9 protein-coding genes are annotated in these 11096 nt (G+C 51.9%); 7 read left to right on the top strand and 2 right to left on the bottom strand.

The window, feature by feature from the left end:
* Positions 1-476: 476 nt before the first annotated feature.
* Both ACHUEV_RS13330 and ACHUEV_RS13325 read right to left on the bottom strand, forming a co-directional pair.
* Positions 477-1775, bottom strand: coding sequence for an MATE family efflux transporter (locus ACHUEV_RS13330; protein WP_394180640.1), 1299 nt, complete (start codon positions 1773-1775; stop codon positions 477-479).
* A 167-nt stretch (positions 1776-1942) separates the two neighbouring features.
* Complete coding sequence (locus tag ACHUEV_RS13325; RefSeq protein ID WP_394180638.1) at positions 1943-2635, bottom strand: GntR family transcriptional regulator; 693 nt, start codon at positions 2633-2635, stop codon at positions 1943-1945.
* Positions 2636-3020: 385 nt separating this feature from the next.
* On the opposite strand from ACHUEV_RS13325, the gene ACHUEV_RS13320 reads away from it, so the two are divergent.
* The 7 genes from ACHUEV_RS13320 (at position 3021) to ACHUEV_RS13290 (ending at position 11093) form a co-directional block, all read left to right on the top strand.
* Positions 3021-4124: an ABC transporter ATP-binding protein gene (locus ACHUEV_RS13320; protein ID WP_394180637.1), complete on the top strand. Its 1104-nt coding sequence runs from the start codon at positions 3021-3023 to the stop codon at positions 4122-4124.
* Complete coding sequence (locus ACHUEV_RS13315) at positions 4121-5116, top strand: ABC transporter permease (RefSeq protein WP_394180636.1); 996 nt, start codon at positions 4121-4123, stop codon at positions 5114-5116. The genes ACHUEV_RS13320 and ACHUEV_RS13315 overlap by 4 nt, the downstream gene beginning before the upstream one ends.
* 13 nt (positions 5117-5129) lie before the next feature.
* Entirely contained in the window at positions 5130-6011 is an 882-nt protein-coding gene (locus tag ACHUEV_RS13310; protein ID WP_106359272.1) for a carbohydrate ABC transporter permease, read from the top strand.
* A gap of 26 nt (positions 6012-6037) precedes the next feature.
* Complete coding sequence (locus ACHUEV_RS13305; protein ID WP_243394616.1) at positions 6038-7585, top strand: type 2 periplasmic-binding domain-containing protein; 1548 nt, start codon at positions 6038-6040, stop codon at positions 7583-7585.
* A gap of 77 nt (positions 7586-7662) precedes the next feature.
* Positions 7663-10020 (top strand): DUF4962 domain-containing protein, encoded by a 2358-nt coding sequence (locus ACHUEV_RS13300; RefSeq protein WP_394180633.1) that lies wholly within the window; start codon positions 7663-7665, stop codon positions 10018-10020.
* Complete coding sequence (locus tag ACHUEV_RS13295) at positions 10017-10760, top strand: SDR family NAD(P)-dependent oxidoreductase (RefSeq protein WP_394180631.1); 744 nt, start codon at positions 10017-10019, stop codon at positions 10758-10760. The genes ACHUEV_RS13300 and ACHUEV_RS13295 overlap by 4 nt, the downstream gene beginning before the upstream one ends.
* Before the next feature lie 21 nt (positions 10761-10781).
* Positions 10782-11093 carry a cupin domain-containing protein gene (locus ACHUEV_RS13290; RefSeq protein WP_106359275.1) on the top strand — a complete coding sequence of 104 codons (312 nt, stop codon included), beginning with the start codon at positions 10782-10784 and terminating at the stop codon, positions 11091-11093.
* The last annotated feature ends 3 nt before the right edge of the window (positions 11094-11096 follow it).

Genomic DNA, 11096 nt, shown 5'->3' with positions numbered 1-11096 from the left:
GCGGGATGGAGCAGCCCGGTAGCTCGTCAGGCTCATAACCTGAAGGTCGTAGGTTCAAATCCTACTCCCGCAACCAAAATTTATACAATATATCAAAGCGTTACCAACCGCCTAAGGGCGGCCGTTTGCGTTCGATTTACAGCGCAAACGCACGTGAAACCCTGTTGTTCGGCTAGAAGCGGGTGGATCGTCGCGACAGGTACCGCAACCGATGGCCTGGTGGCAACATAAAACGCTTTGGGACAATGTCTCGACGGAAAGGTGAAATCTGCTTAGCGGTTTATAAAAGTTGTGGAACGTCATCAATTTTTGTCTGAACCGACTTCGAATACTTCAGAAAACGCTTTTTACGTCATTCAATTCTGACCCAGACCCAAAAGCCGCTAATTTAACAGTAGCCTTGCGGGCCGTGGTTGTCTGGCTCGGGAAACAATGATGCTAGGCGCGGCGCATTCATAACGCGGCCTCGGCCGATTTTATTCCGATACTATCGCCCGCTTCCATTCTCCGCGATAAATGCGCCGGTGGAACGCTGGAAATTTGACGCATTCTTCGAATAGCAGGATCGACAGAACCCAGATGACCGACAGGTCAAAGTACAACACCGCCAGCGCAGTTGCTGGGACACGGAACAGCCACTGTGACCAGACAAAAATATGCATCACATAGATTGTGTCGCCGCTTGCACGAAGTGTGTTTCCGCAAATGGCATTGGAGCCTTTGGGGAAGGGCAAAATGAGCAAGATCGGTAGGAAGCTCAGCAGAAATGACCGCGTTTGCGTGTTCAAATCTGAATACAGGTAACTGGCTGATAAGCAGACTATGAGAAAGATCGCAGCTACAAATGCTGCTGCGATAAAGGCTCCGCGCCAAGCGCTGCTAAGGAAGCGATCTAGCACTTGTTCTTGTTCATTTTGTCCCAACAGCTGTGCCACTATAATGCCAGTTGCTTGCGCCCATTGCATCCCGATTGTTCCTGCAACCATGATCCAAGGCGCGATGAGCGTCATGGCCGCGAATGCGTTCAGGCTCAGCTTTGCATATATTAGCGTGCAGATATGGGTCGCGAAGGTCGCGCTAAAGAAGGTCACGGCAATGGGTAACGCAAAGATCAAATGCCGCTTTAGTGTCTGCGTGAAATTTGTCTGACGCCAGCCCTGTATTTTGCGAAGATAGCTGTCATGCCGTGACAGTTGGTAAATCAGAAAGCTAACTTGGACTGTCGCTGCGATGGCGCTTCCTATCGCTGCTCCGGTTACACCTAGGGCTGGTAACCCCCAGTAACCATGGATGAACGCAATGCTTGCCACGATATTGATCGGCAGTGAGAGGCAAAAGCTATACAGCGAAATTTTGGTTCGTCCGCAGCCGTTGAAAAAGCTCGACAAGCATTGGCCGATGGCTTCGGCCAGGATGACGATTGCGAACACAGCAAGGTAATCTTTGGCAAGGGTCGCGACTTCTTCAGTTGGTGCCATTATGCCAACGACCGTGCCGCCAAATATCGAAATGATGGCGAGCCCGATGCAGCCCACAACCAGACTGATCGTCATACCCGAAGCAAGGACCGACTTAATAAAGACTGGGTCGCGGGTACCATATGCCTGTGCTGTACGAATTTGCATCGCGTTGGAAAACGCGAGTATCGCGCCCAGCACAAAACCAGCGATGGCGGCAGCAAGGCCCATCGCTGCAAGTGATATTTCACCCAATGCCGCGACAAGATATGCATCTATCACGACGGTGCCGTGAAGCATGATTGCTTTTAGCGTCATCGGCCACGCTAACGCGAATATATCACGTGATTTAGGGCCCGAGGTGGTCGATACAGTAGGTCTAGATTTCGTCCACGACATCGATGCTTTCGACCTGTGACTGCTAAACTGCGAGTATTTTTGCAGATATATTAGGTTTATGTCGTGCTGCTGTTTTCTGTTCTGTCTCAGTCATCGGCGTGCTCAAAATAGCTCGCCTTGGTCGCAGATATCCCCTCGATTGTTTCGTCCAATCGCGACAGGTGCAGCATTCCAATTTCGACGGCCTTGTCAGGATCATGTTTTTTGACGGCCTCAGCAATTGCCTTATGATCAGCCACCAGTTCGGGCATGCGGTCTTCCTTAGCGAGGCCAAGCATACAAAGGCGATCGACCTTGGATTTTTCGCTCATGATGACATCAAAGGCAAAGTCGGCCTGCGCAATTGTGCAAAGGGTTTTGTGAAATTCGTAATCAAGTGCACCAAAGCTATCAAAGTCCCTATCTCTGATGGCTTTTTCTTGCTGAGCTAGCGCCATATCGAGTTGCGCAGCACCTTGCGCATCGCAGTATTTAGCTGCTCTTTGCAGGACTTTGCTCTCGACAGCAGCTCGCACAAAGCGTGATTTTTCAATCTCTCGCATCGAGAAGCGCCTTACTTCCGTTGCGCGCTGAGGGCGGATCAGCAGAAGGTCAAGATTGGCGAGACGGCTAAACGCGTCACGCACGGGCTGGCGTGAAACGCCAAACTGGGCCGCGATATCGGCTTCCGAGATTTTGTCACCGGGCCGCAGGTTTAACGACAAGATCTCCTCGTGAAGATAGTCAAAAATGTCATCGACGTTGGTTCGTCGGTCGCCGCGTTGGGTTGCTTGCCCCATCACATCGTCTCCATCTTGTGTTCACGCGCTGCGTCACAAGGAACTTGCTGCGCAACTGTCATTCTTCATGTCATTGCTCGCTTAAAGCAGCAAATCTTTGCACGCATCTCGATCATAGCCGGCCGCAAAATGGAAGGGGGCGGGCACTTTGAATCTCTTACTGTACCTGCAAGCCGCATATTCCAGGTCGCGACGCGCCAGACTGTGCGATCGCGGTGCGCATGTGTTCCTTACTTTTTCTACCATATCGCCGGTTTCGTTAAGGTGTATACCATTTCAGACTAGTATACCAGAACATTTACTAGTATACCAGTTTGAGGCGGAGACGAATCAACCGCAGGGTTCAAGTGCATCACGAGGAGGTGGTGCATGTAGGGGAGGGACCATGTCCGGAGTTAGCCTTAAAGGTATCGTAAAGTCCTATGGTGCGCTGCAAGTGGTGCACGGGATCGATCTAGAAGTGCAGGAGCAGGAGTTCGTTGTTCTTGTCGGTCCGTCGGGTTGCGGCAAGTCGACAACGCTAAGGATGATCGCGGGCCTTGAGGAGATCACAGGTGGTGACCTAACGATTGACGGCCGGCACGTGAACCGTGTTGCCCCCAAAGATCGTGATGTAGCAATGGTTTTCCAAAACTACGCGCTTTATCCACATCTTAACGTCGCTGAAAACATCGCTTTTGGCTTACGCATTCGCAAGGAAAGCAAAGAACATATCGCTTCGTCGGTGGACGAGGTTGGCAATATTCTTGGCCTTACCCCTTATCTCGAACGCCGTCCGGCAGACCTGTCTGGTGGTCAGCGTCAAAGGGTGGCGATGGGCCGTGCCATCGTGCGGCGTCCCAAAGTTTTCCTGTTTGATGAGCCGCTGTCGAACCTGGACGCCAAGCTTCGCACTCAGATGCGTGCTGAAATAAAGCGGCTACATAAACGGCTCGGCGCGACCTCAATTTATGTGACGCACGATCAGGTCGAAGCAATGACGCTGGCCGATCGTATTGTTGTTATGCACGACGGACGGATTGAACAGATCGGCACGCCGATGGAACTGTTCTTGAACCCCGCAAATACTTTTGTTGCCGGATTTTTAGGTTCGCCACCGATGAATATGGTCAAGGCTACCATCGCAACCGGAGATCAGGGCCCTGTTGCGACATTTAGCGGAGGCTCTTTGCAGCTCTCTCAAATCTCCGCACTACAGAATGCGGTCGGCCAAGAGGTGATCCTTGGCATTCGGCCAGAGTTCGTGACCGTCGCGGATAACACCACAGCAAATTGCGTTCCCGTCGAGGTCGATTTAATCGAAACGCTGGGATCAGAGGCTCTCATCCATGCGACCTTACAAGATGACCCATTCGTCATTCGTACCGAAACCGTCGGTCAGATGGCTATCTTAGACGGGATTTCAGGTTTCACGATTGCGCCGGATTTGATCCGTGTCTTCGACGCTGAAACCGGCCAAGCATTGCCCGGTCAGGTGCTCAAGCAATGAGCAACGATCCGAACTTCTCTGGTCCGACTACGGAAGAACTGGTTTTTGACGCCAGCGAGGCCAAGCGGCACCGCAAAGCAAGCCGTATCGTGCGGGTAGGAGACCACCTAAAACGGGAATGGCAGCTTTATGTGATGCTATTGCCAACCATTATTTGGCTGCTCGTCTTTCTGTACAAGCCCATGTACGGGCTTCAAATTGCGTTCAAGGATTACTCGATTTTCCGCGGTGTCGCAGGCAGCCCTTGGATAGGATTCGAACACTTCGAGACCTTGTTCAATAACGATCAATTCCTACGGGCATTGAAGAACACGATCATAATCAGCTTTTATGGGCTGCTCTTTGGCTTTCCGATGCCAATTCTCTTGGCGCTGATGTTCAACGAAGTCCTGAATCAGACCTTCAAAAAGACGGCGCAGACGATTGTCTATCTGCCGCACTTTATCTCGTCTGTGATCATTGCTGGTATTGTCATGACGGCATTTTCGCCCTCGGCGGGGATCGTCAATACGTTCCTTGGTTGGTTTGGCATTGATTCAATTTACTTCCTGACAAAACCTGAATGGTTCCGTCCGATCTTTATCGGCACTGGCATTTGGCAAGAAGCAGGTTTTCAATCGATCGTTTATCTTGCGGCCATCGCTGGGGTTTCACCCACGCTGTATGAAAGCGCTGTCGTTGATGGCGCATCGCGCTGGCAGATGATGTGGAAAATCACGATCCCTTCGATCATGCCAACGATCATTATTATGCTGATCATCCGCATTGGTAACATCCTCGAAGTTTCGTTTGAGATGATCATCCTGCTTTACCAGCCTGCAACCTATGAAACGGCAGATGTGGTGAACACGTATATCTACCGGCAGGGCCTACAGGGCGGGCAATACGATTTTGCCGCGGCAGCGGGTTTGTTCAACGCCTTCGTCGCCTTCGTTCTTGTGATGACCGCGAACACAATCTCCAAACGCTATTCGCGCACGTCACTTTGGTAGGGGGAACGAAGCAATGGCGAATATGAATCTCTACTCTCGCGGCGATAAGCTTTTTGTAATCGTCAACATGGTGCTAATCGCGCTGTTCACGATCTCAACGCTGTATCCGTTCATCTACATCGCGTCATTGTCGATGAGCACCGGGTTCGAAGCACGTGCTGGTAACGTCATCCTGACTCCCGTTGGCTTTACTCTCGAAGCCTATAAGCAAGTGCTGAGCGAACCGCAGTTTTGGATTAGCTACAAGAACACGTTCATCTACACCATTGGCGGCACGCTGATGAGCCTCGCGTTCATTATTCCGGGTGCTTACGCGCTGTCACGTCCGCAGCTTTATGGGCGACGGTTCTGGAACCTAATGGTGGCTTTCACCATGTGGTTCAACGCAGGCCTTATTCCGTTCTTTCTGAATATGCGTGATCTGGGCCTTTTGGACAGCTATTTCGGTATCATCATTGGGTTTGCCGTTAACGGCTTCAACATCATCCTGTTGCGCAATTTCTTTGAAGGTATTCCGCAGTCCTTTGAAGAGGCTGCGCGGATGGACGGTGCCAACGAATTTCAGGTCCTTTGGAAAGTCTATGCGCCACTATCGAAACCAGCCATCGCAACGGTCGCATTGTTTTGCATTGTATCGCGCTGGAACGGGTTCTTTTGGGCGATGGTTCTGTTGCAGGACGAAGACAAAATCCCGCTTCAAGTGTACCTGCGCCACGTCATTGTCGAGTTAACCGACGATGAGGCTTTTGCGGCCACGTTGATCAACGCACCCTATTCTGTCGAAACTGTCAGCGCAGCAATCATCGTATGCTCAATAATTCCAATCCTGCTTATCTACCCCTTCCTCCAGAAATATTTCAGCAAGGGCATCTTGCTGGGCGGAGTGAAGGAATGACCACGTTCGCATTCAGGGAGGAAATCATGCGAAATCTATCACTGTCTATCGCCATGTTGGCGACAACGGCTATCACGACACCGGCCTTTGCCGAAGGTCACCTCATGATCGTTGATAAACCGCTGGAACTGTCGATCCACATGCATTGGCCGCGTGCGCAGGGTTATAACGAAGATTACGCAGTCGAACAAAAGGCGCGTGAACTGACTGGTGTTTCACTAACTGAGGCGACGGTTGGCCGGAACACTAAAGATTCTGCAGAGGCTATGAACCTGCTTATCGCGTCTGGCGATATGCCAGACATTGTCGGTGGTCACCTGATCAAGCAGCCGGTCAACGAATATGGTCCCCAAGGCGCGTTTGTACCCTTGAACGATTTGGTCGCTGAACATGCACCAAATATTCAGGCGTTCTGGGATTCACATCCGGGCCTACAAGAAGCGATCTCGGCTTATGATGGTAACTACTATTATATCCCGTATCTGCCAGATGGAAAATACGGTCGGGCCTATTTCATCCGCCAAGATTGGTTGGACACACTGGGGCTCGAACAGCCGCAGACCGTCGATGAACTGCATGATGTTCTGGTTGCTTTCCGCGACCAAGATCCAAACGGTAACGGCCTAAAAGATGAAGTTCCCTCGTTCTTCCGTAACTGGGAAGAAGTCATTCGGCTCGTGACATTCTGGGATGCGCGTTCGTCGGGTTCAGACACGTACCATGATTTCTATGTCAATGATGACGGTCGTGTTGTGCACCCTTACGCACAGGAAGCTTACCGCGATGGGTTGGCTAACGTCGCAAAGTGGTACGAAGAGGGGTTGATCGACCCAGAGGTATTTACCCGTGGTTCATCCGCTCGCGAATATTTGCTAAGCGAAAACCTAGGTGGATTCACCCATGACTGGTTCGCTTCAACATCTGGCTACAATGCCGCGCTGGCGGATAAGGTTGAAGGCTTTAACTTTGCGCCGTTCTTGCCGCCTGAATCCGTGTCGGGCGTCCGTATGGAAGAACACCGCCGTACGCCGATCAAACCTGACGGATGGGCAATCAGCCATACCAACGAAAACCTTGTTGAGACGATCAAATATTTCGATTTTTGGTTCACCGAAGAGGGGCGTCTGTTGTCCAACTTTGGGGTCGAAGGTGAAACATGGGATATGGTCGATGGCCAACCTGTCTATAAAGACGCTGTCCTCAACAGCGGTGAACCTGTGAACGCGCAGATGTATGCGGTCGGTGCGCAAATTCAGCGCGGTTACTGGCAAGACTACCGTTATGAATGGCAGTGGACTGCGGACGCGGCGCGTAAAGGTATTGAACTATACGACCAACACGACCTTTTGGTTGATCAGTTCCTAGGCGTTGCGTTCACTGAAGATGAACAAGAAATCTATGATCGCTACTGGCCGTCGCTGCGCACCTACATGTTGGAACGTCAGCAGGCATGGGTTCTTGGTTCTGGCGACATCCAGCAAGACTGGGATGCCTACGTCGAGACGCTCAATGACATGGGCTATGAACAGGTCATTGAAGTCATAAATTCGGCCTACGCCCGCCAATACGGCTGATCCTCCAGCAGCCGACGAGTGTGGCTGGGAAGGCCTAGCCGCACTCACTTTTTCTTCACGAAAATCAAGGAAATCAGATGCCCGCTCAAACACTTCTTCCTCTAGACGAACCCAAGGCGGGCCGCCTGACAATTCAGTACGCGCCAGATCGCGGCACACATGTCGTTGAAAATCCGCCGCGGTTTACTTGGCTGCCTGTGATCGAAGATGAAGCGCAGTATGTGCTGCGCGTATCGGCTGATGCGGCGTTTTCGGATCAGGCCACTCAGACGTTTTCAGGTATCCCGCTGAATTTCTTTACACCCGACGTCGTTTTGAAGCCGGGTGAATATCATTGGTCGTACGCAGTCTGCGATCCAAAGACCGGCAGGCCAACAACGGAGTGGAGCACAACACGTACGTTCTCTGTCGCCGAGGGCCTACCGGAAACGCCGCTCTCATCGCGAAAGGTGCGGTTTGCTAAGCTGACCCGCAGCCACCCGCGCTTGTGGATGACATCGGATCGTCTGAATGCATTTCGCAAAGATATTTCCGCTGATCCTGACCATTGTACTTGGGCTACTTTCTTTGAAAAATCGGTCTTACCGTGGATGGACCAAGAGATCATGCCACAACCGGCTGGTTACCCAGACCACAAGCGTGTCGCTTCGGTCTGGCGGCAAACTTATATCGACTGTCAGGAACTGCTGTACGCAATCCGTCATCTAGCGATCGGTGGTCAGGTTACGAATGACGATGCGATGCTCATACGTGCCAAAGAATGGCTATTGTCAGCGGCGGCTTGGGATCCTGCTGGCACGACATCACGCAGCTATACTGACGAATGGGCATTTCGCGTGAACCTTGCGCTCGCTTGGGGGTATGACTGGCTTTATGATCAGATGAATGAGGCGGAACGCGACCTTGTGCGCACATCGCTTTTGGCGCGGACGCGCGAAACAGCGGATCACGTGATCAAGCACGCGAATATTCATCTCTTTCCCTTTGACAGCCACGCGGTGCGCGCAGTTTCGGCTGTCATTATTCCTGCGGCTATCGCGCTTCTTGATGATGAACCAGAGGCCGAAGGTTGGTTGAACTACGCCATCGAATTTCTTTCCACGGTCTACACACCATGGGGTGATACCGACGGCGGTTGGGCCGAAGGGCCGCATTATTGGATGACCGGAATGGCCTATCTTATCGATGCTGCGAACCTTCTTAAGGGGTATGCTGGCATTGATCTGTATAAACGCCCATTCTTTCAAAAAACGGGTGATATGCCGCTCTATACCAAAGCACCGGATACCCGCCGCGCGACATTTGGCGATGATAGCACTATGGGCGATCTGCCTGCGGTTAAGATCGGTTACAATCTACGCCAGTTCGCCGGCGTGACCGGTAATGGTGCGTATCAATGGTATTACGACGAAATCAAGCGCATCAACCCAGGCACCGAAAAAGCATTCTATAACTGGGGATGGTGGGACTTTAATTTTGACGAATTGGTCTATCGCACTGACTTTCCAATTGTCGAAGCAACCATCCCTGAAGATGGCATGCGCTGGTTCAAGGGGATCGGTTGGGTTGCCGTTCAGCACGCGATGGACAAGCCAGATGAGCATATTCAGTTTGTTATGAAATCTTCGCCGTTTGGGTCAATCAGCCACAGCCACGGTGATCAGAACGCGTTCTGCCTGTCTGCGTTTGGCGAAGACTTGGCGATCCAGTCGGGGCATTACGTCGCCTTTAATTCGACCATGCACCAAAACTGGCGCCGTCAAACTGTTTCAAAGAATGCGATCTTGATCGATGGTAAAGGGCAGTACGCTGGCCGTGACAAAGCGGTCGCGATGCAGTCAACCGGTCGCATTGAAATCGCCGAAGATCGTGGCGACCACATATACATTCACGGTGATGCGACGGCGGCCTATCAGACCCTATCGCCCGTGGTTACATCGGTTCAGCGCGAAGTCTATTTCGTGAATGGTGAATACTTTGTCATCGTGGACAGTATTGATGCTGATACACCCGTTAGCATCGATTGGCAGCTTCATGCGAACGCACCACTTGCGCTGGGCGATAGCACGTTCCGCTATAGCGGTGACCGCGCAGGATTTTACGGCAAGGTCTTGTGGTCAGAGTCCGGTGCACCAACCCTATCGCAATATACCGGTTTTCCTGATGTAGACCCATCCGAGATCGAAGGTCTGCCAATCAGCACCTGCCTTAAGATGACTTTTCCAAAGTCGGTTCGCCACCGTATCGCAACATTGCTGGTTCCATACCCGCTGTCCGCCCCGCGCCGCGTGTTTAGCTTTCTCGATGATCAAGGATACGACTGCGATCTCTATTTCACAGATGCCGACGACCGCAGCTTTAAGGTCGTCGTTCCCAAGACATTCGATGTCGGCAATCAGCCGACCGTCTCAGTACAAACAAAGGAAAAAACATGAAACTTCAAGGTAAAGCAGCGATCGTAACAGGTGGTGGCCGGGATATCGGATTGGCTGTCGCGCTTAAGCTGGCGTCAGAAGGTGCAAGCGTTGCGATTAACTATTTTTCAAGTAGTGAAGGCGCTGACAAAGCAGTTGAAACAATCATTGCCCAAGGCGGACGCGCATTTGCGATGCAGGGTGACCTCACGAAGCAAGACGATGTTGACGCGCTTGTCGCAAAAACAGTTGCTGACTTTGGCGGCGTTGATGTTTTGGTGAACAACGCTGGTGGTCTGATCGCGAGAAAAACCATCGCTGATATGCCTATCGATCACTGGAATGCAGTGATGGATTTGAACCTGACCAGCACGTTCATGATCACCAAGGCGTGCCTTGCACATATGGAATCCGGTGCGATTGTGAATCTTGCAAGCCAAGCTGGGCGTGACGGCGGTGGGCCGGGTGCTGTTGCCTATGCCACAGCAAAAGGTGCTGTCATGACAATGACGCGCGGGCTGGCCAAAGAGCTGGGGCCGAATATTCGCGTAAACGCGTTGTGCCCTGGCATGATCGATACCGATTTCCACAACGTCCACACGCCAGATGCAGGGCGCCGTGGGTTTGAAGCCGCAGCGCCGCTCAAGCGCCAAGGTCACACGGATGACGCCGCGAACCTTGTTCTGTTCCTTGCATGTGATGACTCTGCCTTCATTACAGGTGCAAACATCGACCTAAACGGCGGCATGTTGTTTTCCTAACGACACGACAAGGAACGAAAAATGTCTGACTATCCGATTGTTCCAACCGGAGAACACGTCACGCGCCAAGTGTTATCCGATCATCCAGATTTGATGGTCGTTGCCTTCCGCTTTGAAGCGGAGGGCAGCATCGGCGCTTTGCACGATCACCCACATGTGCAGTCTACTTATGTCGAAAGCGGTCGGTTCCGATTTACGCTCGGTGATCAAGAGCGTGAAGTCAGCGCAGGCGATAGCTTTGTCATCCCATCGGGGCAAACGCACGGATGTGTTTGCCTTGAACCGGGCAAGTTGGTTGATTGCTTTACGCCGCGCCGCGACGATTTTTTATAGACT

It is taken from the genome of Yoonia maritima, assembly GCF_043641945.1.
Classification (GTDB): Bacteria; Pseudomonadota; Alphaproteobacteria; order Rhodobacterales; family Rhodobacteraceae; genus Yoonia; species Yoonia maritima_B.
Note: the sequence above shows the minus strand (reverse complement) of the source record. Positions and strands in the feature narration are given on the sequence as shown.

Excerpts from the sequence above, each read along its gene's own strand:
- ACHUEV_RS13330 (WP_394180640.1), bottom strand. The coding sequence starts at position 1,775 with ATGACGCTAAAAGCAATCATGCTTCACGGCACCGTCGTGATAGATGCA.
- ACHUEV_RS13325 (WP_394180638.1), bottom strand. The coding sequence starts at position 2,635 with ATGGGGCAAGCAACCCAACGCGGCGACCGACGAACCAACGTCGATGAC.
- ACHUEV_RS13320 (WP_394180637.1), top strand. The coding sequence starts at position 3,021 with ATGTCCGGAGTTAGCCTTAAAGGTATCGTAAAGTCCTATGGTGCGCTG.
- ACHUEV_RS13315 (WP_394180636.1), top strand. The coding sequence starts at position 4,121 with ATGAGCAACGATCCGAACTTCTCTGGTCCGACTACGGAAGAACTGGTT.
- ACHUEV_RS13310 (WP_106359272.1), top strand. The coding sequence starts at position 5,130 with ATGGCGAATATGAATCTCTACTCTCGCGGCGATAAGCTTTTTGTAATC.
- ACHUEV_RS13305 (WP_243394616.1), top strand. The coding sequence starts at position 6,038 with ATGCGAAATCTATCACTGTCTATCGCCATGTTGGCGACAACGGCTATC.
- ACHUEV_RS13300 (WP_394180633.1), top strand. The coding sequence starts at position 7,663 with ATGCCCGCTCAAACACTTCTTCCTCTAGACGAACCCAAGGCGGGCCGC.
- ACHUEV_RS13295 (WP_394180631.1), top strand. The coding sequence starts at position 10,017 with ATGAAACTTCAAGGTAAAGCAGCGATCGTAACAGGTGGTGGCCGGGAT.
- ACHUEV_RS13290 (WP_106359275.1), top strand. The coding sequence starts at position 10,782 with ATGTCTGACTATCCGATTGTTCCAACCGGAGAACACGTCACGCGCCAA.